At 60.2% G+C, this 25,475-nt stretch carries 19 protein-coding genes; 8 read left to right on the plus strand and 11 right to left on the minus strand.

Annotation, left to right across the window (positions count from 1 at the left end; translation table 11 throughout):
• Position 1: 1 nt before the first annotated feature.
• Positions 2-997 (minus strand): catabolite repressor/activator, encoded by a 996-nt coding sequence (gene cra, locus EIY72_RS21065; RefSeq protein WP_093226780.1) that lies wholly within the window; start codon positions 995-997, stop codon positions 2-4.
• Between the two features lie 290 nt (positions 998-1,287).
• Between cra and ptsP the strand changes: the two genes are divergently transcribed.
• The 4 genes from ptsP to EIY72_RS21085 all read left to right on the plus strand — a co-directional run bounded on the left by ptsP (position 1,288) and on the right by EIY72_RS21085 (position 8,533).
• A complete protein-coding gene (gene ptsP, locus EIY72_RS21070) occupies positions 1,288-4,149 on the plus strand; it encodes a phosphoenolpyruvate--protein phosphotransferase (RefSeq protein WP_093226779.1) in 2,862 nt (953 codons plus the stop codon).
• A complete protein-coding gene (gene pfkB, locus EIY72_RS21075; protein ID WP_093226778.1) occupies positions 4,149-5,090 on the plus strand; it encodes a 1-phosphofructokinase in 942 nt (313 codons plus the stop codon). Before ptsP ends, pfkB begins: the two co-directional genes overlap by 1 nt.
• A gap of 11 nt (positions 5,091-5,101) precedes the next feature.
• A complete protein-coding gene (locus EIY72_RS21080) occupies positions 5,102-6,841 on the plus strand; it encodes a PTS fructose-like transporter subunit IIB (RefSeq protein ID WP_093226777.1) in 1,740 nt (579 codons plus the stop codon).
• Between the two features lie 150 nt (positions 6,842-6,991).
• A complete protein-coding gene (locus EIY72_RS21085; protein WP_093226776.1) occupies positions 6,992-8,533 on the plus strand; it encodes an alkaline phosphatase D family protein in 1,542 nt (513 codons plus the stop codon).
• Positions 8,534-8,782: 249 nt separating this feature from the next.
• Here the strand turns inward: EIY72_RS21085 and EIY72_RS21090 are convergent, their stop codons facing one another.
• From EIY72_RS21090 to EIY72_RS21100, 3 genes are all read right to left on the minus strand, one after another.
• A complete protein-coding gene (locus EIY72_RS21090; RefSeq protein ID WP_093226775.1) occupies positions 8,783-9,154 on the minus strand; it encodes an endonuclease domain-containing protein in 372 nt (123 codons plus the stop codon).
• Positions 9,155-9,385: 231 nt separating this feature from the next.
• Positions 9,386-11,914: a PepSY domain-containing protein gene (locus EIY72_RS21095; protein WP_093226774.1), complete on the minus strand. Its 2,529-nt coding sequence runs from the start codon at positions 11,912-11,914 to the stop codon at positions 9,386-9,388.
• A gap of 169 nt (positions 11,915-12,083) precedes the next feature.
• Positions 12,084-14,420, minus strand: a complete 2,337-nt coding sequence (locus tag EIY72_RS21100; RefSeq protein ID WP_093226773.1) for a TonB-dependent receptor — start codon at positions 14,418-14,420, stop codon at positions 12,084-12,086.
• Between the two features lie 197 nt (positions 14,421-14,617).
• On the opposite strand from EIY72_RS21100, the gene EIY72_RS21105 reads away from it, so the two are divergent.
• Positions 14,618-15,298, plus strand: coding sequence for a Fe2+-dependent dioxygenase (locus EIY72_RS21105; RefSeq protein WP_093226772.1), 681 nt, complete (start codon positions 14,618-14,620; stop codon positions 15,296-15,298).
• Complete coding sequence (locus EIY72_RS21110) at positions 15,295-16,056, plus strand: tetratricopeptide repeat protein (RefSeq protein ID WP_093226771.1); 762 nt, start codon at positions 15,295-15,297, stop codon at positions 16,054-16,056. The genes EIY72_RS21105 and EIY72_RS21110 overlap by 4 nt, the downstream gene beginning before the upstream one ends.
• A 193-nt stretch (positions 16,057-16,249) precedes the next feature.
• Here the strand turns inward: EIY72_RS21110 and EIY72_RS21115 are convergent, their stop codons facing one another.
• From EIY72_RS21115 to EIY72_RS21140, 5 genes are all read right to left on the minus strand, one after another.
• Entirely contained in the window at positions 16,250-17,413 is a 1,164-nt protein-coding gene (locus EIY72_RS21115) for a type III PLP-dependent enzyme (protein WP_093226770.1), read from the minus strand.
• A 655-nt stretch (positions 17,414-18,068) separates the two neighbouring features.
• Positions 18,069-19,226 (minus strand): osmoprotectant ABC transporter ATP-binding protein OsmV, encoded by a 1,158-nt coding sequence (locus EIY72_RS21125; RefSeq protein ID WP_093226769.1) that lies wholly within the window; start codon positions 19,224-19,226, stop codon positions 18,069-18,071.
• Entirely contained in the window at positions 19,223-19,876 is a 654-nt protein-coding gene (locus tag EIY72_RS21130; RefSeq protein WP_093226768.1) for an ABC transporter permease, read from the minus strand. Before EIY72_RS21130 ends, EIY72_RS21125 begins: the two co-directional genes overlap by 4 nt.
• Before the next feature lie 12 nt (positions 19,877-19,888).
• Entirely contained in the window at positions 19,889-20,782 is an 894-nt protein-coding gene (locus tag EIY72_RS21135; RefSeq protein ID WP_093226767.1) for a glycine betaine ABC transporter substrate-binding protein, read from the minus strand.
• Positions 20,783-20,802: 20 nt separating this feature from the next.
• A complete protein-coding gene (locus EIY72_RS21140) occupies positions 20,803-21,492 on the minus strand; it encodes an ABC transporter permease (RefSeq protein ID WP_197678875.1) in 690 nt (229 codons plus the stop codon).
• A gap of 472 nt (positions 21,493-21,964) precedes the next feature.
• Here EIY72_RS21140 and EIY72_RS21145 point away from each other — a divergent pair, with 472 nt between their 5' ends.
• Positions 21,965-23,548, plus strand: a complete 1,584-nt coding sequence (locus tag EIY72_RS21145; protein WP_093226765.1) for a peptide chain release factor 3 — start codon at positions 21,965-21,967, stop codon at positions 23,546-23,548.
• Between the two features lie 63 nt (positions 23,549-23,611).
• On the opposite strand, the gene EIY72_RS21150 is transcribed toward EIY72_RS21145, so the two are convergent.
• Positions 23,612-23,959, minus strand: a complete 348-nt coding sequence (locus tag EIY72_RS21150) for a nuclear transport factor 2 family protein (protein WP_093226764.1) — start codon at positions 23,957-23,959, stop codon at positions 23,612-23,614.
• 37 nt (positions 23,960-23,996) lie between these two features.
• Positions 23,997-24,650: an HD domain-containing protein gene (locus EIY72_RS21155; protein ID WP_093226763.1), complete on the minus strand. Its 654-nt coding sequence runs from the start codon at positions 24,648-24,650 to the stop codon at positions 23,997-23,999.
• Positions 24,651-24,922: 272 nt separating this feature from the next.
• Between EIY72_RS21155 and EIY72_RS21160 the strand changes: the two genes are divergently transcribed.
• On the plus strand, positions 24,923-25,180 hold the full coding sequence (locus EIY72_RS21160) for a hypothetical protein (RefSeq protein ID WP_093226762.1): 258 nt from the start codon (positions 24,923-24,925) through the stop codon (positions 25,178-25,180).
• Positions 25,181-25,475: the final 295 nt, after the last annotated feature.

The raw sequence follows: 25,475 nt of genomic DNA on the forward strand, positions 1-25,475 counted from the left end.
CTCAATCCTGATGGATACGCTGCTTGAACGTCCGCGCGATGGCTTGCACGCCCGGTTGGTAGTCGGATTGTTCGATGGCGGCCAGCGCCAGTGCCAGTGCCTTGTCGGCAATCAGTTGGTGTTGTTGTGCCATGGCGTTGACCGGCAAAGGCAGGAAGTCCAGCAACTGCGTGTCGCCGAAGGTGCCGAGGCGTAAAGGACGGTTTTTCAGGGGGAAATCATGCAAGGCATCGAACACCCCCTGCAACAGCACGTAGGACGTGGTCAGCAGTGCATCAGGCAAATGGCCCAGGCGCTGCAGCAACTCTTCCATCAACTGCTTGCCGCATTCACGGCTGAAGGCTTCGCCTTGCTCGATCAGCACTTCACCGGTGAACCCGGTCAGCGCCTCTTTGAAACCGGCGGTGCGTTCCTGGCTGATGCTCAACTCCGGCCGGGCGCCGATCAGGGCGATCTGTTTCGGCAGCGGTTCGAGCAAGCTGCGAGTCAGGTGCAGGCTGGCTTCGCGGTCATCGCTGATCACCGAGCAGAAATGCCCCGGGTCCATGACCCGGTCGATGGCGATGATCGGAATACCCTTGGCTTGCAACTGCAGGTAACTGTCGTCACCGCTTGGCAGGCAACTGGCAACGATCAGCGCATCGCAGCGCCGGGCGCGGAACAGTTGCAGCAGTTGCCGTTCGCTGTCCGGTGCATCGTCGGAACTGGCGATCAGCAACTGGTAGCCGCGGGCCCGTGCACCTTGCTCCAGCAACTTGGCAATTCGCGCATAACTGGGGTTTTCCAGATCCGGCAGAATGAAGCCCAATGTGCGGGTGTGCCGACTGCGCAGTCCGGCAGCTTGTGGGTTAGGCGTAAAGCCGTGCTGTTCAACAACCGCGCGCACGCGTTCGACGGTGGCGCTGCTGATGCGCTGCTGTTCGGCCTTGCCGTTGATGACGTAGCTGGCGGTGGTGACGGACACACCGGCCAACTGGGCAATATCACTGAGTTTCAACCCGCTGTTTCCTTGTTTTTTCGAGCTAGCCTCGACATTTTCGTCAATCCTACCCGATTAAGGCAGGCGACCATTGTCGTAACGCATCCGACCGGTTGGACTTCAAGGATGGAGCATTATCGAGTAACGTGCCATTCACTCTAGATTAAACGATTCAGCAAGCGTATTTTCTACGTGATAGGCGACGTTGGTGGTTCTGCCGTGAAACCGCCAAAAGAGATGACCAAACGCCTAAGCTGATTCATTCAAAACAATACCTGGCGCCGCCACGGCGCCAAAAAGGAGAAAGCATGCTCGAGCTCACTGTAGAGCAGATTTCCATGGGCCAGTCGGCTGTGGATAAATCCGCCGCGTTGCAGTTGCTGGCCCGGCATCTGGTCGACGATGGCCTGGTTGCCGAAGGTTATCTGGCCGGATTACAGGCACGGGAAGCCCAGGGCTCGACCTTTCTCGGCCAGGGGATTGCCATTCCCCACGGCACGCCGCAAACCCGCGACCAGGTATTCACCACGGGTGTGCGCCTGATGCAGTTTCCCGAAGGGGTGGACTGGGGCGACGGCCAGATCGTCTATCTGGCGATCGGCATTGCCGCCAAGTCCGACGAACACCTGCGCCTCTTGCAACTGCTGACCCGCGCCCTCGGCGAGACGGATCTGGGGCAGGCGCTGCGTCGCGCCGGCTCCGCTGAAGCGCTGCTGAAATTGTTGCAGGGTGCGCCGCAAGAGTTGGCGCTGGATGCGCAGATGATCGGCCTCGGTGTGCCGGCTGAAGATTTTGAAGAACTGGTCTGGCGCGGAGCTCGTCTGCTGCGCCAGGCTGACTGCGTGAGCAACGGTTTTTCCGCCGTGTTGCAACAGGTTGAAGCGCTACCGCTGGGCGACGGTCTATGGTGGCTGCACAGCGAGCAAACCGTGAGGCGTCCTGGCCTGGCGTTCGTCACGCCGGACAAGCCGCTGCGCTATCTCGGCCAACCGTTGAATGGTCTGTTTTGTCTGGCCAGCCTCGGTGAGGCCCATCAGGCGTTGCTCGAACGCTTGTGCGCATTGCTGATCGAGGGACGCGGTGGCGAATTGGGCCGCGCGACGACGCGTCGTCAGGTGTTGGAAGCCCTGGGTGGCGAATTGCCGGCGGACTGGCCGAGTGCACGTATTGCCCTGGCCAATGCCCATGGCTTGCATGCCCGTCCGGCGAAAATCCTCGCGCAACTGGCAAAGAGTTTCGAAGGTGAAATCCGCATTCGTATCGTCGATGGGCAGGACAGTGCCGTGTCGGCGAAAAGTCTGAGCAAACTGCTCAGCCTCGGCGCCCGTCGCGGCCAGGTGCTGGAGTTGATCGCGGAACCGAGCATTGCCGCCGATGCCTTGCCCGCGTTGCTGGCAGCGATCGAAGCCGGTCTGGGCGAAGAGGTCGAAGCGCTGCCGCCAGTCAATCAGCCGCGTGAGGCGGTTGCCGAGATTGAACCGGTGGTGCTGGCGCCGGCTTCCGGCAGCCTGGTCCAGGCGATTGCCGCGGCACCGGGAATCGCCATCGGCCCGGCACATATTCAAGTGCTGCAAGCCATCGACTATCCCCTGCGCGGCGAGTCTGCCGCCGTCGAGCGCGAACGTCTGCAGCAAGCGCTGGCGCAGGTGCGTCAGGACATTCAAGGCTTGATCGAGCGCAGCCAGGCGAAGGCCATTCGCGAGATTTTCATCACCCATCAGGAAATGCTCGACGACCCGGAGCTGACCGATGAGGTCGACACGCGCCTCAAGCAGGGCGAAAGCGCGGAGGCAGCGTGGATGGCGGTGATCGAAGCCGCGGCCAGGCAACAGGAGGCTCTACAGGATGCCTTGCTCGCCGAACGCGCGGCTGATTTGCGTGACATTGGTCGTCGTGTGTTGGCGCAACTCTGTGGCATTGAGACGCCGAGCGAACCGGCTCAGCCGTACATTCTGGTGATGGACGAAGTTGGCCCATCCGATGTGGCGCGACTCGACCCTGCTCGAGTCGCCGGGATTCTCACGGCGAGCGGTGGTGCCACAGCGCATAGCGCGATTGTCGCCCGGGCTTTGGGAATTCCGGCCTTGGTCGGTGCCGGCCCAGGCGTTTTGCTGCTGGCACCGGGCACCCCGTTGCTGCTTGATGGCCAGCGCGGTCGTCTGCACGTGGACGCTGACGCGACCACCTTGCAGCGTGCCGCTGAAGAACGCGACACCCGCGAACAGCGCCTGAAGGCCGCGGCCGAACAACGCCATCAACCGGCATTGACCCGCGACGGTCACGCCGTTGAAGTGTTTGCCAACCTCGGTGAAAGCGCCGGTGTGTCGGTGGCGGTGGAACAGGGGGCCGAAGGCATCGGCTTGCTGCGCACCGAACTGATTTTCATGGCCCACCCGCAAGCCCCTGATGAAGCAACCCAGGAAACCGAATACCGTCGCGTGCTCGATGGCCTGGCCGGGCGGCCGCTGGTGGTGCGCACCCTCGATGTCGGTGGCGACAAACCGCTGCCGTACTGGCCGATCGCCAAGGAAGAAAACCCGTTCCTCGGTGTGCGCGGCATTCGTCTGACCCTGCAGCGTCCGCAGATCATGCAAGCGCAACTGCGCGCCCTGCTGCGGGCCGCCGACAATCGGCCACTGCGCATCATGTTCCCGATGGTCGGCAGCGTTGACGAGTGGCGCCAGGCCCGCGACATGACCGAACGCCTGCGCGAGGAAATCCCGGTTGCCGACCTGCAACTGGGGATCATGATCGAAGTGCCGTCGGCGGCGTTGCTGGCGCCGGTGCTGGCCAAAGAAGTGGACTTTTTCAGCGTCGGCACCAACGACCTGACGCAATACACCCTGGCCATCGACCGTGGTCACCCTACGCTGTCGGCGCAGGCTGATGGCCTGCACCCAGCCGTGCTGCAACTGATCGACATCACCGTGCGTGCGGCCCACGCCCATGGCAAATGGGTTGGCGTGTGCGGTGAGCTGGCCGCCGATCCGCTGGCCGTGCCGGTGCTGGTCGGCCTCGGTGTGGATGAGCTCAGTGTCGGCGGACGCAGCATCGCCGAAGTCAAGGCGCGTGTTCGTGAACTCAGCTTCACCCAGACTCAAACCCTTGCCCGACAGGCCCTGGCCGTCGGCAGCGCCGATGAAGTGCGCGCATTAGTGGAGGCCCTGTAATGGCCCGGATTCTCACCCTGACCCTCAACCCGGCGCTGGACCTCACCGTGCAGTTGCCGCGCCTGGAGGCCGGTCAGGTCAACCGCAGCGACGCCATGCACACCCACGCGGCTGGCAAGGGCGTGAATGTGGCACAGGTGCTGGCCGATCTCGGGCATCAGTTGACCGTCAGTGGTTTTCTCGGTGAAGACAACCTGCAAGCGTTCGAAACCCTGTTCGCCCGACGCGGTTTTGTCGATGCCTTCATTCGTGTCCCTGGCGAGACCCGCAGCAACCTGAAACTTGCGGAAAGCGACGGGCGCATCACCGACATCAACGGTCCTGGACCGCAGGTCAGTGAGGCGGCGCAGCAAGCCTTGATGGATCGGCTCGAGCAGATTGCCCCAGGGCATGACGCGGTGGTCGTTGCCGGCAGCTTGCCGTTGGGTGTCAGTGCGCAGTGGTTGCAGGCGCTGATCGAGCGCTTGAAACACCTGGGGCTGAACGTAGCCCTGGACACCAGCGGTGAGGCACTGCGTGCCGCGCTCAAGGCCGGTCCCTGGTTGATCAAACCCAACACCGAAGAGTTGGCCGAGGTGCTGGGCTGTGACGTGCTGAGCGTGGCGGCTCAGGCAGAAGCCGCGGAGCGCTTGCACGCCCAGGGCATCGAGCATGTGGTGATTTCCCACGGCGCCGAGGGCGTGAACTGGTTCAGCGTTGGCGCAGCTTTGCATGCCACGCCGCCCAAGGTCAGCGTCGCCAGCACTGTAGGCGCGGGTGATTCATTGCTGGCGGGGATGCTGCACGGTCTGCTCAGCGCCCATACGCCAGAACACTCCCTGCGCACGGCGACGGCGATTGCCGCAATGGCGGTGACCCAGATCGGTTTCGGCATCGGCGATGCTGCGCAACTGGCACAGCTCAAACAGGGCGTACGCGTGCGTCCCCTGACAGAACAATAAGAGGGTTTGTCATGAAGTTAGCCATCGTTACGGCATGCCCGAGCGGCATGGTCACCAGCGTCTTGTGCGCGCGTTTGCTCGATGCCGCCGCCCAGCGTCAGGGCTGGAGCACCAGTGTCGAAATCAGCGATGCCGCGCACCCGGAAAAACAGCTTTCTGCCGCCACCCTCGAAGCGGCAGAGTGGGTATTGCTGGTCACCAGCGCTCCGGTGGATATGTCCCGGTTTGTCGGCAAGCGAGTGTTCCGCAGCACGCCGGCCCAGGCCCTGCAAGACGTTGAAGCGGTGTTGCGGCGTGGGGCGCAAGAGGCGCAGGTGCATGTCGCCCAGGAAGCCGTTACCGAGCCCGCTGCGGATGTACAAAACGCTCCGCGACTGGTCGCCGTTACCGCTTGCCCGACCGGTGTAGCGCACACCTTCATGGCCGCCGAAGCCTTGCAGCAGGCAGCCACGCGGCTGGGCTACGATCTGCAAGTGGAAACCCAGGGCTCGGTCGGCGCTCGCAATCCATTAAATGCCCAAGCGATTGCCGACGCCGATGTAGTGCTGCTCGCGGCCGATATCGAAGTCGCCACCGAGCGTTTTGCCGGCAAGAAGATTTATCGCTGCGGCACCGGCATCGCCCTCAAGCAAGCCGAAGCCACGCTGAAAAAAGCCCTGGCCGAAGGCCAACTGGAAAACGCTGCAACCGGCGCCATTACGCCGGCCCGACAGGAAAAGACCGGCGTCTACAAACACCTGCTGACCGGCGTGTCGTTCATGCTGCCGATGGTGGTGGCGGGCGGTCTGATGATTGCCCTGTCCTTTGTGTTCGGCATCACCGCGTTCAAGGAAGAGGGCACGCTGGCGGCCGCGCTGATGCAGATCGGCGGCGATACCGCGTTCAAGCTGATGGTGCCCTTGCTGGCCGGCTACATTGCGTATTCGATTGCCGACCGTCCGGGCCTTGCGCCGGGCATGATCGGCGGCTTGCTGGCCAGTACCCTGGGCGCCGGATTCATCGGCGGGATCATCGCCGGTTTTCTCGCCGGTTATGCGGCCAAGGCGATCAACCGTTATGCGCGATTGCCGCAAAGCCTGGAAGCGCTGAAACCGATCCTGATCATCCCGCTGCTGGCGAGTCTGTTCACCGGGTTGGTGATGATCTACGTGGTCGGTAAACCGGTGGCGGGGATGCTTGCCGGGCTGACGCATTTCCTCGACAGCATGGGCACCACCAACGCGATCCTGCTCGGCGTACTGCTGGGCGGCATGATGTGTGTCGACCTCGGCGGGCCGATCAACAAGGCCGCGTATGCCTTCTCGGTCGGGTTGCTGGCATCGCAGAGTTACGCACCGATGGCTGCGACCATGGCCGCTGGCATGGTGCCGCCGATTGGCCTGGGCATCGCCACCTTCATTGCCCGCCGCAAGTTCGCCCAGACCGAGCGGGAAGCGGGCAAGGCCGCGCTGGTGCTGGGCTTGTGCTTTATTTCTGAAGGGGCGATTCCCTTTGCGGCGAAAGACCCGTTGCGGGTGATCCCGGCGAGCATTGCCGGCGGTGCGCTGACCGGTGCCTTGTCGATGTATTTCGGTTGCAAGTTGATGGCGCCGCACGGTGGCTTGTTTGTGCTGGCGATTCCGAATGCGATCAACCATGCGTTGTTGTATCTGCTGGCGATTGTCGCGGGGAGTCTGCTGACCGCGGTGGCTTATGCGCTGGTCAAGCGGCCGGAAGCGGTGGAGCTGACCATCGCGCCCGCCAGCGCCTGACACCCGACCTTGTGGGAGCGAGCTTGCTCGCGATGGCGGCGCATCTGTCGACGTAAATGTTGAATTGAGTGCCATTATCGCGAGCAGAGGGTCGGTGTCATCCCCGGGTCACAGGGTCATGTTTTAGTTTTCCATTTCAGGGAGAACACCATGAGCGAATTCGACCTCGGTCGCCGTCGTGTCATCCAGGCAGTAGGCGCCGGATTGCTGCTGCCGGGCCTGGCGCCAGCGGTCATCGCCTCAGTCAAGGATCGTCCACAACTCACCGACGGTGTGCAGTCCGGCGATCTGCTGGGTGACCGCGCGATCATCTGGAGCCGTTGTGACCGCCCCGCGCGCATGGTGGTTGAATGGGATACCCGCAGTCTGTTCACCCAGCCCCGGCGATTTGTCTCGCCACTGGCCGACGCCCGCACTGATTTTACCGCCCGGGTCGAACTCAGCGGGCTGCCCGCCGACCAGGCGATTTTCTACCGTGTGCAATTCGAAGATGCTCAAAGTGGCGTTGCCAGCGAGCCCTGGTTCGGTCACTTGCGCAGCGTGCCGCAGGCGCGTCGCGACATTCGCTTTGTCTGGAGCGGTGACACGGTCGGCCAGGGTTTCGGCATCAACCCGGACATCGGCGGCATGCGCATCTACGAAGCCATGCGTCGGCGTTTGCCAGACTTTTTTATCCACAGTGGCGACACCATTTATGCCGACAACCCGGTGCCGCCACAACTGATCACCGAGGGTGGCCGGGTGTGGCGCAACGTCACCACCGAGGCCAAGAGCAAAGTCGCGCAGACCCTCGATGAGTATCGCGGTAATTACCGTTACAACCTGATGGACGAAAACATTCGCCGCTTCAATGCCGAGGTCCCGCAGATATGGCAGTGGGACGATCACGAGGTGGTGAACAACTGGTCGCCCGGCAAGCAACTGGATGGGCGTTATCAGGACAAGGATATCCACAGCCTGGTGGACCGTGCGCGTCAGGCCTGGCTGGAGAATGCGCCGATGCGACTGCAGAGTGCCGAGGAGGGCAGGCGCATCTATCGCAAGCTCGCCTACGGGCCAATGCTGGATGTGTTTGTGCTCGACATGCGCAGTTATCGTGGGGCCAACGATGACAACCTGGGTGAGATGAAGCCCTTTCTCGGGCGCGAACAACTGGATTGGCTCAAGCGTGAAATGCAGGCGTCGACGGCGCAATGGAAAGTGATCGCCGCCGACATGCCCATCGGCCTCGGCGTCCCTGACGGAGAAGTCAGCCCCGGCGTTGCGCGCTGGGAGGCGGTTGCCAACGGTGATCCCGGTCCGGCGCAGGGGCGCGAGCTGGAGATTGCTGAGTTGCTGGGTTTTCTGCGCGCGCAGCAGGTGCGCAACTTCCTGTTCCTCACCGCGGATGTGCACTACTGTGCCGCCCATCACTACCATCCCGATCGTGCGGCGTTTCAGGAATTCGAGCCATTCTGGGAGTTTGTTGCCGGGCCGCTGAATGCTGGCAGTTTCGGACCGAACCCACTGGACAAGACTTTTGGTCCGCAGGTGATTTTCGAAAAGGCGCCAGCGGTACAGAACACGTCGCCCTTTGCCGGGTTTCAGTTTTTTGGCGAAGTAAATATCGATGGGCAAAGCGGGGCGTTGAGCGTGGTGTTGCGCGATCTGGATGGGGTGAGTGTGTTTGAGCAGCGGTTGGAGCCGGTTTAGGTTTTTGCTTCAAAGATTACCCCTCACCCCAGCCCTCTCCCCAGAGGGGAGAGGGGGAAAGGGAGCCGATTTTCGTGCTGTTCAAGTCCCCGGTTCGGCTCGATGTCTCAGTCCAATACCTCTCAGATCGGCTACGCGATCAGTTCCCTCTCCCTTTGGGAGAGGGTGAGGGGAGCGGTTTCGGATTAGTTACACGATCAGTTCCCTCTCCCTTTGGGAGAGGGCTAGGGTGAGGGTGGCGATTTCGGATCAGCTTCGCAATCTCAGTGCCTTGGCAACTCTGATAATCTGCTCCAACACGTCTTCCATTTGCTCAATCACCTCAAGATTGCTAAACCGCAGCACCTCTATTCCTTTCTCCCGCAAGAAATTTGTCCTGCGTCGATCATGAATTTGCCCCGCGATTTCATAGTGCTGTCCCCCATCCAGCTCAATCGCCAGTTGCAGCTCCACGCAGTAAAAATCCAGCACATAAGGCGGGCAGGGAAACTGTCGACGGAATTTCAGCTCGGCGATTTGCCGGGCACGCAAGCGTTGCCAGAGCAGGTGCTCGCAGTCGGTCTGGTGGGTGCGCAGATGACGGGCGAAATCGCGTAGTTGGAGAGAGGGGCGGTCGGGCATGCTTCACGTCCGTGTGAAGGGGATGAATGATCAAGGTTAGTTGAGGATTCGGGGCTGGTTTGAAATTGATGCCCTCACCCCAGCCCTCTCCCAAAGGGAGAGGGGGCCGAGCGGGTTGTGCTGCGTCACACATCGACCTGAGAGATTGTGTCGACTATGGATTCGGAAAGCGCCTTCAGGCGTCCCTCGATTTGCGCCTTTCCTAGTGGGCTGCAGCGATCTCATGCCTTATCAATAAACATCCCGACGATAACGTCCCGACTCAATCAGGCGCTCCACTTCGTCCACACCCAGCACCTCATTCAGCACCTGGTCCACACCCGAGGCCATACCCTGCAGGCTGCCGCAGATGTAGATCACCGCACCGTCCGCGAGCCACTTTTTCAGCTCGGCTGCCGACTCGCGCAGGCGATCCTGAACGTAGATCTTCTGTGCCTGATCCCGCGAGAACGCCAGGTCCAGTCGTGCCAGATCGCCGTTGATCAACCACTCTTCCAGTTCCGTCCGGCAGAGGAAATCGTGTTCACGATTGCGCTCGCCAAACAGCAGCCAGTGCCGTTGCTGGTTATCGGCAATCCGCGCCTTGAGCAGACTGCGCAGCCCGGCCAATCCCGTACCGTTACCCAGCAAAATCATCGGCACCGGTTCTGCCGGCAGATGGAAACCGCTGTTACGGCGCACCCGCAGGCTGATCGCGCCGCCCACCGCTACGTGTTCGGTCAACCAGCCGGAGCCGACGCCGAGGTTGCCATCGGCATGCACTTCCTGACGCACGATCAGTTCCAGTACGCCATCGGCCGGAATCGAGGCGATGGAGTACTCGCGCATGGCCAGCGGCACCAGGGCATCGACCAGCGCTTGCGCATGCAGGCCGACCAGATGGGTACGGTTTTCCGGCAACTGACGGGTGGCCAGGGCCTGCTCAAGGGTTTCTTCGATACCGTTGAGCTGCACTTTGGTTTCGCCGTGAATGCCCAGGCCGTCAAGGAAATGCTCGATGGCCCACGGGCAATTGCGTGGCAGCACTTCCACCAGGTCGCCCGCCAGCCAGCTGCGTGCGGACGGTGGCTTGAGGCCCAGCAAATACACGGGCGAACCGCTGCTGTCGGGGTTGAGCAATTCACGACTCTGCAAGGTCCAGTTTTCGTAGCTCGGCGCCTGCCAGGTGTCCACCGGTGCCTGCCCGGTCAGCAGGCCCAATTGCTGTTGCCAGTGGCGCAGGGCGTAAGGATCGCCGCTGTCGACTTCCACCGGCGCAAACAGGGTCTTGCCGCCATGCTCACCCAACCAGCTGTGCAGGCGCTTGGCGAAGCCGCAGAAGTGCTGGTACTGACGGTCGCCGAGGCCAAGGATGGCGTAATTCAGGCTTTCCAGGCTCGCTGCGCGGCCGAGGATCTTGCGTTCGAAGCCCCGGGCACTGTCCGGCGCTTCGCCGTCGCCGAAGGTGCTGACCACAAACAGCGCCTTGTTCGATTGGCGCAAGTCCTGCTCACTGACATCCGCCAATGGCTGCACCTTCACCGGCAAACCGGCAGCCTGCAATTGACCGGCGGTCTGCCAGGCCAGTTGCTCGGCAAATCCACTCTGGCTGGCAAAACCGATCAGCCACGCCGGCGCATCGCTGCCCGGTTGCTCAAGGCCTTTGCGGGCATCCTTGATCTGACGTTTCTTGCGGCGCCGGTCCAGGTACAGCAACCAGCCGGTGACGAAGAACAACGGCATGGTCAATGCGCTGAGGGTCAGGATGATGCGCCCGACGATGCCGAAGTAACTGCCGACGTGCAGGGCATAGATGCTGGTCAGTAATTGCGCCTTGAAGCTCTTGTCACTGTAGCGGTCCACCCGTTTGACCACGCCGGTGGCCGGGTCGAGGGTGATCTGGTTCAGTGCGCGCTCGTGGGGCGAGTTTTTCAGCAGGTAATAGACGGTCGCCGGCTGCCCGGCCACGGGCGGCATGCGGATGTTGTAGGAACTGAGCAGTGGGCCGGCAGCGCTGTAGATGCTGCTCCACATCGCCGCGTAATCGGCCGTCGGTGCCGGGCCTTCTGGCGCGGGGCCGCGTCCGTTGCGCACACGCTCGTTCTGCGGGGCGTCGGAGAGCAAGCGGGTCAGGCCCTTGTTGTACCACTCGTAGGACCAGGACAGGCCGGTCAGCGCCGCCAAGAGGTAGAACACCAGGCACCAGGTACCGGCCACCGAGTGCAGGTCCCAGTTGAAGCTGCGGCCTTTCTTTTTCCAGTCCAGGGTCAGCCAGGCGCGCCAGCTTTTCCACTGGCGTGGCCAGCGCAGATAGAGGCCGGAGAGGCAGAAGAACACCAGGATCAGTGTGCACGCGCCAGTGATCTGCCGGCCGCTGTCACCCATGGCGAGGAAGCGGTGCAGTTGCAGCATGAAGCCGAAAAAATCCTGCCCGGTGGCGTCGCCCAGGAACTCGGCGGTGTAAGGGTCGAAGTAACGCATCTCGCCGCGTCGTTCACCCGGCGGCGGGGTGAACCACACCTTGCCCGCGCTGCCGCTGTCGGTTTCCACGGTGAGCATCGAGACTTTCTTGCCCGACGCGCCTTCGAATTTTTCCACAAGCTCGGCAGGCGGCAACACCCCGGCCACCTGTTTTTCGACTTGCAGCACGGAAGGGTTGAGCGCACTCAGGATTTCATCCTGAAACGACACGGTCGCCCCGGTGATGCCCATCAGGGCCAGGATCAATCCTGCGCTGATGCCGAAAAACCAGTGCAACTGGAACAGGGTTTTCTTCAACACGTCGCTCGCCTTGTTCGTTCGAAATTGTTCATCACGGCGCGCATTATGCCGTGGCGTTGTCGAGAAGCATTCTTTTTTACATACAAAAGCCCCGTTCACCTGGATGAACGGGGCCTGGCTTGTGAGCCTTCACCTTCTCCTGCAGGCGTTGGCGCCTGCAGGTTTTCCATTAGAAGTGGAAGTTGGTGCTCAACAATGCCGTACGACCGGCCGCCTGGTTGGCGAAGTGCGTCGAGAACGCCTTGTCGTAGTAGGTCTCGTCAGTCAGGTTCTGCACGTTCAATTGCAGGTCGACGTTTTTGCTCAGCTTGTAGGCCGCCATCGCGTCGTATCGAACATAGGAATCGACCATGGTGGTGTTGGCCACGCTGCCGAACACGTCATCGACGTAGAACGCACCGCCACCGATGGTCAGCTTCGGCGTCAACTGGTAAGTGGTCCACAGGCTGGCGCTGTTTTTCGGTGTGTTAGGCAGTTCGTTGCCGTTGTTGGCCTTGTTGGCCGGCAGATCGCCGCCATCCACTTGCTCGCTGTCCATGTAGGCGTAACCGGCGAACACTTGCCACTTGTCGGTGATCTTGCCGCTGGCCGACAGTTCCACACCTTGAACGCGGGTCTTGCCGACGTTTTCGTAGGTGGTGGTGTCAGTCTGCACGCGGGCGTTGTCTTTCTCGGTGCGGAACAGGTCAGCGGTCAGCGAGAGGCGGTTGTCCAGCAAATCCCACTTGGTGCCGATCTCGTAGTTCTTGGTGGTTTCCGGCTCCATGTCACTGTTGAGCAGATTGCCGCTACGGTCAGTGGTGTTGCCCAGCGGGTTGCCTTCCATGCCTTCACCCAGGGTGTTGCCCGGTGGTGTTGCGGAGGTGGCAAACGACGCGTAGATGCTGCCGTTTTCAGCAGGCTTGTAGACCACGCCCAATTGACCGGTGACGAACTCGCTGGTGTCCTTGCCTTTCGATGCGATGCCTTTGGTCACCACGGTGGCGCCGGTTGCATCGTAGGTGCGGTAGTCGGTTTCGAAGTGGTCGTAGCGCAGGCCCATGTTCACCAACCATTGCTCGGTCAGTTCCAGGGTGTCGAACGCATACAGGGCGTAGGTGTCGGCCTTGGTGTCGGTGCCGGCATAGTTGCGCGAGATCGCGCCATTCCACGGATCGTTCGGCGTCGGGTTGCTCAGCGAGGTGCAGTTGTAGCCGCTGGCCGCGCCGATCAGCGACGGATTGCACTTGTTGGCGCCCAGGGGCGAAGTGGTGTTGGTGTTGACGTTGTACGAGGATTTTTCGCTTTCTTCGTGGGTGTACTCGACACCGGTGGAGAAGCTGTTCTTGAACCCGGCGATGTAGACGGTGCCAAACAGATCGGTCTGGTTGGTGGTGGTCTCGGTGTTGCTGACACGGGTGTTCGCACGACGCCAGACGCTGCCGTTGTTGACGTTGCCCTGGCTGTCATCCGGCTGGGTCAGGATGTAATCCTGCATGCTGGTGCCGTGGCGCAGGGTGTTCTTGATGGTCAGCGAGTCGCTCAGGTCATGCTCGACGGCGATGGTCGCAGTATCGGTGCGGCCCTTGCGGAAATCGCGATCGGTCAGGCCGTAGAAGTTGCTGCTGTCGCCGCCGTCGTTCGGTTTGTCCGGGTTGGACTTGGTCCGCGCCGCCGAGCCACCGGTCGGGATGCTGTATGGAATGCCCGAGTCTGGCGTGTCGTTGCTCTCGAGGTGGTAGTAGTCGAGGTTGACGCGAGTGTCGGTGCCCAGGCCGAAGGCCAGGGACGGTGCCACGCCCCAGCGGTCGTAATCGACGCTGTCACGGCCAGCGACGTTGCTCTCGTGGCTCATCAGGTTCAGACGGCCGGCAGCGGTGTCGGTGAACTGGTAGTTGCCGTCGAAGGTGTAGCGCTGGGTCTGGTCCGAACCCCAGGTGAAACCACCGTCGAGGGAGTCGCCCAGGTGTGCTTTCTTGCTCACCAGGTTGATGCTGCCGCCGGCAGCACCACGGCCGCCAATGGCCGAGTTCGGGCCTTTGCTGACTTCAACCGATTCAACGGCGAAGATCTCGCGGCTCTGGGAGCCGGTATCGCGCACGCCGTCCAGGTAGGTGTCGCCCTGGGCGTCGAAGCCGCGAATGAACGGACGGTCGCCCTGCGGGTTACCGCCTTCACCGGCACCGAAGGTGATGCCCGGAACGGTGCGCAGTGCGTCCTGCAGATTCAGCGAGCCGGTGTCCTTCAGCACTTGTTGCGGCACGACGGTGACCGAGCGCGGTGTATCGATCAGTGGTGCGGTGTACTTGGGCGAGGAGGCTTTCTCGACGTTGTAGGTCGTCTCGTCCTGGGCTTCGCCAGTGATGGCGGTGGCGCCCAGCGAAATCACATTGTCCGGAGCTTTTTCGTCGGTTTTTTCCGCCGCGAATACCATGTGCCCTGCAGAGCCGGCAGTGATTGCCATGCCGATAGCCGATGCGAGCAAACGTGGTGAGCTGACCGGTACTTGTGCGTGTTGACGTGACATTTGAGATTCCCCTCCCCAAGGATTTGAGGCGGCGGAATATAGGTCAATCTCATTTGCGAAACATTACTATTCGCACTGAATTTACATTCTTTACAATTTAACCTTACGGTTTTTGCTGCTTCATTCGTCCCGGGTGTTTTACATCGTCAATAAGAATCAATACCATTGGCACCCCTTTGCCCTACGGTGTCGTTGTCATGCTGTTGCACATTCCTGGCTTGTTCGCGAAAGAAGAAGTGCAGCGCATTCGCCAGGCGCTGGAGCAGGCCGACTGGGCTGATGGCAAGATCACCGCCGGTTTCCAGTCAGCCAAGGCCAAGCACAACCTGCAACTGCCTGAAGGCCATCCGCTGGCCAAGGAAATCGGCGCGGCGATGCTGGAACGTTTGTGGAAAAATCCGCTGTTCATGTCCGCCGCGTTGCCGCACAAGGTCTTCCCTCCGTTGGTGAACTGTTACACCGCCGGTGGCAGTTTCGATTTCCACATCGACAACGCTGTGCGCCAGCCCAAGGGCAGCATCGAGCGGGTGCGTACCGATCTTTCCGCCACATTGTTCTTCAGTGAGCCCGAGGACTACGACGGCGGCGAACTGGAGATCCAGGACACTTACGGCAGCCAGCGGGTGAAATTGCCCGCGGGAGACATGGTGTTGTACCCGGGTACCAGCCTGCATAAGGTCAACGCCGTCACCCGCGGGGCGCGCTATGCCGCGTTTTTCTGGACTCAAAGCCTGGTGCGTGAGGACAGCCAGCGAGCGTTGCTGTTCGAGATGGACGGCGCGATCCAGCAATTGACCCAGGACGTGCCCGAGCATCCTTCACTGATTCGCCTGACCGGCACCTATCACAACCTGCTGCGCCGCTGGGTCGAGGTATGAGTTATCGATTGCGTCGCGAGGAAGTCCTCGACAGTACAGCGCTTAAAGCAATGCTCGACGAAAGCCCGGCACGCGCGGCCCAGGCGATCCTGGTCGCGGCGGGCCAGGGTGAAGTCGAGGCGCAGGCGCTGCTCGGGCAGATCCTGCTGGACGGTCATGGCATCGCCCAGGATCAGCCGCTGGCGCTGCGCTGGTTCGGCATTGCCGCCGGGCAGGGGCACTTGATGGCGCGCAACATGCTCGGGCGTTGTCATGAACACGGCTGGGGCGTTGCGGCTGATGCTGCGATGGCCGCCAGGCATTACCAGCTTGCCGCTGAGGCCGGGCTGGATTGGGCGATGTACAACCTTGCCAATCTGTTGGCCACGGGGCGCGGAGTTATTGAGGATCAGTCTTCAGCGCTGAGTCTCTACCGCCGTGCCGCCGAAATGGGTCATGCGAAATCGATGAACCTGCTTGGGCGGTATTTGGAGGAAGGGCGGGTTTGCACGCCAGACACCAAAGCTGCCCATGACTGGTATCGACGTTCTGCTGAGGGCGGGGATTTTCGTGGGCAGTTCAGCTATGCCGCGGTGCTGGCGGATGAAGGTGAAATCGATGAAGCGTTGGTCTGGCTGCGCAAAGCGCTGGATGGAGGGAATCTGAATTTTCTGCGGGTCGCAGGTCAGACCTTGGTGAACGCAACGGACCCGCTGATTCGCGCCTTGGCGCCCGAATTTAATCAAAAGTACCTTCAGATGAGTGAGGGGGTGGACTGACACTAAAACTGTGGCGAGGGAGCTTGCTCCCGCTGGGCTGCGAAGCAGCCCCAATTGGCGGTTGCTGCACAACCGAACGGGAGCAAGCTCCCTCGCCACGGGGCATTCATTGCTTGTTCTATTCTGAAAGCGAATCGCAGGCACAAAAAAGCCCATGATGCGTCATGGGCTTTTTGAATTCAGCGTGTAGCGCTTACACGTAGAACGATTTCAGCGGCGGGAAGCCATTGAATTCGACCGCGCTGTAACTGGTGGTGTACGCACCGGTCGACAACCAGTACAGACGATCACCGATCGCCAGGTTCAGCGGCAAACCGTACTTGTAGTTTTCGTACATGATGTCGGCGCTGTCGCAGGTCGGGCCGGCAATGACCACTTCTTCCATCTCGCCTTTCTTCTCGGTCCAGATCGGGAACTTGATGGCTTCGTCCATGGTTTCGATCAGGCCGGAGAACTTGCCCACGTCCGTGTATACCCAACGCTCGACGGCGGTGCGGGATTTACGTGCAACCAATACCACTTCGCTGACCAGGATACCGGCGTTGGCGATCAGCGAACGGCCCGGCTCCAGGATGATTTCCGGCAGGTCATCACCGAAGTCTTCTTTCAGGAAGCGGATGATTTCCTCGGCGTAGGTTTCCAGGCTGTTGGTGCGGGTGATGTAGTTGGCCGGGAAGCCGCCGCCCATGTTGATCAGCTTGAGGTGAATGCCGTCTTCTTCTTTCAGGCGTTCGAAGATCACTTTGACCTTGGCGATCGCTGCGTCCCAGACGCTGATGTCACGCTGCTGCGAGCCAACGTGGAACGAGATGCCGTAAGGCACCAGGCCCAGGTCACGAGCGAGGATCAGCAAGTCCATGGCCATGTCGGTCTGGCAACCGAACTTGCGCGACAGTGGCCAGTCAGCGGTGGTCGAACCTTCGGTGAGGATGCGCACATAGACTTTGGCACCTGGAGCTGCCTTGGCGATGTTGCGCAGGTCGGCCTCCGAGTCGGTGGCGAACAGACGCACGCCCTTCTCGTAGAAGTAGCGGATGTCCTTGGATTTCTTGATGGTGTTGCCGTAGCTGATGTGGTCGGGGCTGACGCCACGGCCCAGCACTTTGTCCAGTTCATAGATGGAGGCGATGTCGAAGCTCGAGCCTTTCTCTTTGAGCAGGTCGATGATCTCGACGGCCGGGTTGGCCTTGACCGCGTAGTAGACCTTGGCGAATTCAAAGCCGGCGCGCAGGTCATCGTAGGCCTGGGCAATCATCGCGGTGTCGATCACCACGAACGGGGTTTCCTGCTTGTCGGCGAACGCCTTCATTTTCTGAAAGGTTTCGCGCGCGAAATAGTCTTCGACCTGGATCGACATACGTTGGGAACTCCTAAAGGCAAACGTAAGAAATCAATGGGTGCAAATGAACGTCCTCCGTATCCCCACTTTGGTTCGCCTACTTCCCAAGGCATGTCGCCGAAAGCAAAAAGGCCACGGGGAATTTCCCTTGGCCTTGCTGTCTCGTCGTCAGTACTTGAGCCGGATGGATCGTTTCCAGCATGGACGTTCGGCGCGAACTTTAGGGCGTGAGGGGCCTGAGATCAACAAAAAATGTCGCGTTTTTGCACGCTTCTGACGTGCGTCGCGCAGATCACTCTTTGTAACCGACTCAGATGACAGTCGGATGTTCCCGGAAAATTTCGAAGTGTTAAACATACCTGCACGTTCGCTGCTTTTGCGCACAAAGTCTCGGGAAAGTACGATGGCTGCAACTTCGGCGACGTTGGGGGCGAGAAGGTCTTTCGAGGGGGATTTTGCTTGTTTGAGAGGGCGATTCCGGATCGCTGTTGCAGGTGCTGCTGTTGATATTATTTTCCGCCCTGCCAATCCTTGAAAAATTGCACGAAACCAGTGGGAGCGAGCTTGCTCGCGATGACATTTTTGCAGTCGACATCGTAGTTGACTGACATGGCCCTATCGCGAGCAAGCTCGCTCCCACAGGTTTTGCATTTTTATCGGGTGAATTGAGCTGTCAGGCGACTGCAGTCTCGGCCGGCGAGACGATACTGGTCTTCCCTCCACGGGATTTACCAGAGCTCAAATACTCGGCAATCGACTCCTGCGTCACCTCACCCAGGAACACCCGCTCGGCATCCATCACCGGCAACCACGCCCGATTGAACTCGTACATGCGCGACAGCAAGATGCGCAGATGTTCATCGTAGGCCGCGGTGGCGTTGAACTCGCGCAGGTACTGTCCGCACGTACCGCTCTGACGGTGCAGGTCGCGGCGTCGCACATAACCCAGTGCCTTGTTTTCGGCGTCGGTGACCACGACGTAACGACGGTCATGCTCATCCATCAATTCCAGCGCATCGGCCACAGGGGTTTCCGGGCTGACGGTCGGCGCGTTGTCCGCCGCGTCCTCAGCCTTCACCAGCAGCAGGCGTTTGAGCGTACTGTCCTGGCCGACGAAGTTGCTGACGAAGTCATCCGCCGGATGTGCCAACAGCGTGTCCGGGTGATCGATCTGCAGCAGCTTGCCGGCGCGGAAGATGGCGATCTTGTCGCCGAGCTTGATGGCTTCGTCGATGTCGTGGCTGACCATGATCACGGTCTTGTTCAGCGCCCGTTGCATCTCGAAGAACTCGTTCTGGATCATCTCGCGGTTGATCGGGTCGACCGCCCCGAACGGCTCGTCCATCAACAACAAGGGGGCGTCCGCCGCCAGTGCGCGAATCACGCCGATGCGCTGTTGCTGACCCCCGGACAGTTCCCGCGGATAGCGATGCAGGTACTGCTTGGGCTCGAGCTTGATCATGCTCATCAACTCGCGGGCGCGGTCGTGGCATTTCTGTTTGTCCCAGCCGAGCAGCTTCGGCACGACCACGATGTTTTCTTCGATGGTCATGTTCGGGAACAAGCCAATCTGCTGGATCACGTAGCCGATGTTGCGACGCAGGGTCACTTCGTCAAGGCCAGTGGTGTCTTCGCCGTTGATCAGGATCTTGCCCGAGGTCGGCTTGATCAGGCGGTTGATCATTTTCAGCGTGGTGCTTTTGCCGCAGCCCGATGGCCCGAGGAATACACAGATTTCGCCTTCATTGACGGTCAGGCTCACCGAGTCCACGGCTTTCACATCCTTGCCGTTGCTTTGGAAGGTCTTGCTGAGGTTTTGAAGTTCGATCATTTCAGGAGTCCTTTTGGAGTCAACGAGCGTTGCAGCATTTGCAGGATCAGGTCGGCGATGATCGCCAGCACGCTGACCAGCACGGCGCCGACGATCAGCATCGACATGTCGCTGCGGCTGATGGCAGCGAGGATGAGCACACCGAGGCCACCGGCACCGATGGTGGCGGCGATGGTCATGACGCCGATGTTCATGACCACGGCGGTGCGTACGCCGGCGAGGATCACCGGCACGGCGATGGGCAGCTCGACCATGCGCAGGCGCTGGCCGAAGGTCATGCCGATGCCGCGGGCGGCTTCACGAATGCCTGGCTCGACGTTGGTCAGGGCCAGGTAGGTGTTGCGCATGATCGGCAGCAGTGAATAGAGGAACACCGCGGTGATCGCCGGCATCGGCCCCAGGCCCTGGCCGAACTTCGAGTACACCGGCAGCAGCAAACCAAACAGGGCAATCGACGGGATGGTCAGCAGCACGGTGGCGCTGGCTTGCAACGGCCCGGCCAGGCTCGGGAACCGCGTCATCAGAATGCCCAGCGGCACGCCGACCAGAATCGCCAGGCTCACGGCGATGCCGACCAGGGTGATGTGTTGCCAGGTCAGGTGAATCACTTGCGCCCAGTCGAGGTGGGAAAAGGCGTTGAGAAAATCCATAACGTCCGCTCCTCAGTTCAGTGGGTGTTGGCGCAGGAAATCGGCGGCAACGGATGAAGGGCTCTGGTGATCGACATCGACCCGCGCATTGAGCTGGCGCATGGTTTCGTCATCGAACAGATCCGCCAGCGGCTTGAGCTGCTCGGCGAGTTTCGGGTGTGCATCGAGGTACGCCTGACGCACCACGGGCGCGGCGGTGTAGTCGGGGAAGTAATGTTTGTCGTCTTCCAGCAGCTTGAGTTTGAAGGCACTCAGACGACCGTCGGTGGTGTAGACCAGACCGGCAAACACTTGGCCATTGCGCAGGGCTGTGTAGACCAGGCCAGCGTCCATCTGCCGGATGTTCTTGCGGGTCAGGTCCATGTCGTAGAGCTTGACCATGCCGGCCAGACCGTCGGAGCGATTGGCGAACTCGGTGTCCAGTGCAACCAGTGGGTTGTCCTTGGCTTCGGCACGCAGTACACGATCCAGATCGCTGATGGTGCGGATCTGTGGGTACTCCGCAGCGGTTTTTTCCGGCAAGGCCAGCGCGTAGGTGTTGCTGAATTTCGATGGTGAAAGCCAGATCAGGCCTTTCTTCGCGTCCAGTTCCCTGACCCGCGCCAGGGACTGCTCGCTATCGAGTTTTTCCGTGACGTGGTTGTAGGACACCAGCGAGACACCGGTGTATTCCCAGACCATGTCCAGTTGGCCACTTTCCTGTGCACTGCGCGCCAGAGTGCTGCCCAGACCGCCAGTGACCTGCGCGTCGTAGCCTTTGCTGCGCAGGTATTGCGCGGTGATTTCCGCGAGCAGGGTCTGTTCGGTGAACACCCGGGCGCCGATGCGGATCAGCGGTTTTTCCGCGGCGTGGGCAAATCCTGCGCACAGCAGGACGCAGCCTAGTAAAAAGCTTGTGGTTTTCATGACGATTCCTTTGCCGGGGCTTAAGACGGGCGCAAGCCGCGTTCGAGCCAGAGTCGGCTGCTGAGTGTCACCAGGCCATCGAGCAGCAAGGCCAGCAGGGCGGTGCAGGCCGCGCCGAGCAACAGCTGCGGCTGATTGTTCAAGGCAATGCCGGGGAAGATCAGGCTGCCAAGGCTATTGGCACCGATCAGGAACGCCAGCGGCGCGGTCCCGACATTGATCGCCAGTGCCACACGCACGCCGCCGATGATGATCGGCACGGCGTTGGGCAATTCGACTTTCCACAGCACCTGGCGCGGGGTCATGCCGATGCCGACGGCGGCTTCCTTGAGCGAGCCCTGTACATTTTTCAGGCCTTCATAGGTGTTGCGCACGATGGGCAACAACGAGGCAAGGAACAGGGCGAAGATGGCCGGACCACTGCCGATGCCGAGGATGCCCAGGGCGATGGCCAGTACGGCCAGGGGCGGCACGGTGTTGCCGATGTTGAAGAACTGCATGAAGCGCTCGGCGCGGCCGATCATGCTCGGGCGGCTGAGGAAGATGCCGGCTGGGATGCCCACGACAAGGGCGGCCAGCATGGAGGCGAGGACGAGAACCAGATGAGCTTGCAGGTAAAACAATAAATCGTCGCGGTAGTGTTCGATCGTATTGATGCCGATCCATTGGATCAGCAGGGCCAGGAGAGCGATTACCAGCGCGCCTCCCATCAGCCCTTTGCCATAGCGGATAGCCACAGGCGGACTCCTTTTTTTCAGTCGGCGAACGCAGTCCCGTGTGGCAGGCCATCATTGGCTGCCGGGCAAGGCGTTCGCGAGAAGCAGCTTTCAATACCGAACGCCGTCCCCTGTAGGAGCAAGCAGGCTCGCGATGGACGCCAACGATTACGCGGGGCACCTGAGTGCACGCGGTGTCTGGACGTTTTTCGCGAGCATGCTCGCTCCTACAGAGGGGGTAAGCGCACGGCAATCAAGCCATGAGCACAGCCTCGTCAGGCTGAAATGCAGGTGTTTCTAGCCCCCGACGAGTGGTCGTAACGAGGGAGTGGACGTCTCCGTGCTTTAAAAGGTTCCCATCTGCGGCAGCATTTAGCCACCCCTAATGTGCTCAACGGTTCGGTTCTTGGTTCAACTTGGGCTATAATCTGCGCCCTTTTTTGAATCCCCTGCCAGGCGATTTCCCATGACCAAACAGGCCGCCGAAGTCGCGAAACGCCGCACTTTCGCCATTATTTCCCACCCCGATGCCGGTAAGACCACCATCACCGAGAAGCTCTTGCTGATGGGCAAGGCGATTGCGGTAGCCGGTACGGTGAAATCCCGTAAATCCGACCGCCACGCCACTTCCGACTGGATGGAAATGGAAAAGCAGCGGGGGATCTCGATCACCACGTCGGTCATGCAGTTCCCGTATCGCGAGCACATGATCAACCTGCTCGACACCCCGGGCCACGAAGACTTCTCCGAAGACACCTACCGCACCCTGACTGCGGTGGACTCGGCCTTGATGGTCCTCGACGGCGGTAAGGGTGTAGAGCCACGGACCATCGCCCTGATGGACGTCTGCCGCCTGCGTGATACGCCGATCGTCAGCTTCATCAACAAACTCGACCGTGACATCCGCGACCCGATCGAACTGCTCGATGAGATCGAAGCCGTCCTCAAGATCAAGGCGGCACCGATCACCTGGCCGATCGGTTGCTATCGCGATTTCAAAGGCGTGTACCACCTCGCCGGCGACTACATCATTGTCTACACCGCCGGTCACGGCCACGAGCGCACCGAAACCAAGATCATCGAGAAACTCGATTCCGATGAAGCGCGTGCGCACCTGGGCGACGAATACGAGCGTTTCCTCGAGCAGTTGGAACTGGTGCAGGGTGCCTGCCATGAGTTCGATCAGCAGGAATTCCTCGACGGTCAGCTGACGCCGGTGTTCTTCGGTACCGCGCTGGGCAACTTCGGTGTTGACCACGTGCTCGACGCCGTCGTCGATTGGGCACCGCGCCCCCTGGCTCGTGTGGCCAACGAACGCACCGTGGAGCCGGTGGAGGAGAAGTTCTCGGGCTTCATCTTCAAGATCCAGGCGAACATGGACCCCAAACACCGCGACCGCATCGCCTTCATGCGTATCTGCTCGGGCAAGTACGAAAAAGGCATGAAGATGCGCCACGTGCGCACCGGCAAGGACGTGCGTATCGGTGATGCGTTGACCTTCTTCTCCTCCGAGCGTGAGCAACTGGAAGAAGCCTTCGCCGGCGACATCATCGGCCTGCACAACCACGGCACCATCCAGATCGGTGACACCTTCAGTGAAGGCGAAACCCTGGGCTTCACCGGTATCCCGCACTTCGCCCCGGAACTGTTCCGCCGCGTGCGTCTGAAGGACCCGCTGAAATCCAAGCAACTGCGCCAGGGTCTGCAACAGCTGGCCGAAGAAGGCGCGACCCAGGTGTTCTTCCCCGAGCGCAGCAACGACATCATCCTCGGCGCCGTCGGTGTGCTGCAGTTCGATGTGGTCGCCAGCCGCTTGAAAGAGGAATACAAGGTCGAGTGCTCCTACGAGCCGATCACTGTCTACTCCGCGCGTTGGATCGAATGCAGCGACAAGAAGAAGCTCGAGGAATTCTCCAACAAGGCCGTGGAAAACCTGGCACTGGACGGCGGCGGTCACCTGACCTACCTGGCGCCTACGCGGGTCAACCTGGCGTTGATGGAAGAGCGCTGGCCGGATATCAAGTTCCGTGCGACGCGTGAGCATCACTAAGCGCTGAGCTGCAAAATCCAAAGCCCCGACGCGAAAGCCTCGGGGCTTTTTCATGCACCCATGTCAGGCCATGGAGGAAATTGTTCCTTGATGGAAGATCATTTGCCATTGCTCGTCCTGCTTGCGCCAGATTGAGCTTCGCAAGCTGTTGCTTGCGGCGCTGTGGCAGTGATAGGTCACCAGGACGGTGCATTCCGAAAGCCGTTTCGTTGTGAATCGGGAGATGGTGCGCGGTGTAAAAATATCCTGAGGCAGTTGCTCGACCACTTGGGCCTTGCTCCAGATCATGCCGCTAGCGCCAAACTCAATGAAGTCGTCCGCGAGGAGGTGTGAGACTTCCTCTGCATTGCATCGCGTGCTCTGCATGAGAAGGCTTTGTTCGAGGTGAAGCAGTGTTTGGGACAGATCCATGTCGGTAAACCTTACTGAGATGTTATGAACGTGCCAGTCAGCCAACGCCGATTTCTTCTTTGAAATGCTCCAGGAATTCTTTGAGGCGCTCATGGCGGATCTCTGCCAGGCGTTGCCCTGCGAGCGTCTGGAATCCGTCGGCCAAGTGCAGCAGTTTGGTCTGGAAATGGTCCAGGCAAAAACGCGTATCGTCGTACGCGCGATCCTTGGCTTCAGGATCCTGTGGGTCATACAGCGCATTGCCCATGCGCCCGGCAACGTAAAAGGTGCGTGCAACCCCGAGCAAACCCAGCGAATCGAGACGGTCAGCATCCTGGAGTATTTTCGCTTCCAGCGAGATCGCTGGGATATGGGCGGAAAAGCTATGGGCTTCGATGGCATGGACGACAGCAGCGATTTTGCTGTCGGACCAACCCATGTCCGCCAACAACTGTGATGCTTTTTGCGCCGCCAGCCTTGATGCCTGTGAGCGCAATGGAGAGTTCTTTTCTACCGCCACGCAATCGTGCAGCAGCGCTGCAGTCAACAAGACTTCGAGATCACCGCCCTCCTGTGCTTGAAGCAAGCGCACGTTGTTCCACACTCGTTGCAGATGTGACAGATCGTGTGCGCCATCTCCCGAGGGTTCCAGCGAGTAGGGCAGTAGTGTGTCGGCGAGGGATTGCAGTGGCGCGAATGCGTTATTGATCATCCTGTGTTCCTTGAAAGGCGCAGGCCTTTTTTGTGCAGTCGGTCAGTCCGGTCTTATCAGCCGCTGCATTCAAACCGCCGTGACCACGTGGGAGGTCGAGACAGATGTTTAGTTGATCTGGTTATACACCTTATTCAAAACCGTTCTGCCGCACGGTCGCATTTCCTTCCATTCATTAGCGTCCTATCTGGAGAACCGGGCTGATCGGAACTAGATTTCACTCAGCGCCAGTCAGGCACTTTTGCCTCACCTACGAAAGGATGGAATCGGTCATGAGCATTTTTCAACGCGTGGTGTTGTTGCTGAAAGTTTTGGTGATGCTGTCTATCGGCATATCTTCGGCCTGGGCAAGCCAGTCGCCTCATTTGCAGGGTTTCAATTCAATACCGGGGCATGATGCGGGGCTCGTGCTGGCGAAGTCAGATGCAGAGGGCGGAGATAAAGGACAAGGCGGTAGTGAGGGTGATGACGACTCCACCACCGATGAGCCAGATTCGGATGATTCTGACGACGGTGACAGCCAGTCGTAAATCCAGGGCAGAAGCAAATACCTCCAACGACGATTCACAACCCCATTGAAGGTAATGGTGATGTTGTTTTTGGGGATATCAATGGCTTGGGCTGAATGTGAATAGCCTGATGCCCGGGCTTTGTTATGAATTGGACTTTGGCGACAAAGGGGAGATCTTTGGCTGACTGAGACAGATAACCGGTTGTCCGAAAATTTGTTAAATAAGCCGTCTACTGTCAAATCTGACAGTAGACGGTTTTTTTATGGTGCTTATAAAGTCTGAATTAGAAGATTTTTCCCAAGGCACGACGGAT

Source organism: Pseudomonas vancouverensis (genome assembly GCF_004348895.1).
Lineage (GTDB): Bacteria > Pseudomonadota > Gammaproteobacteria > Pseudomonadales > Pseudomonadaceae > Aquipseudomonas > Aquipseudomonas vancouverensis.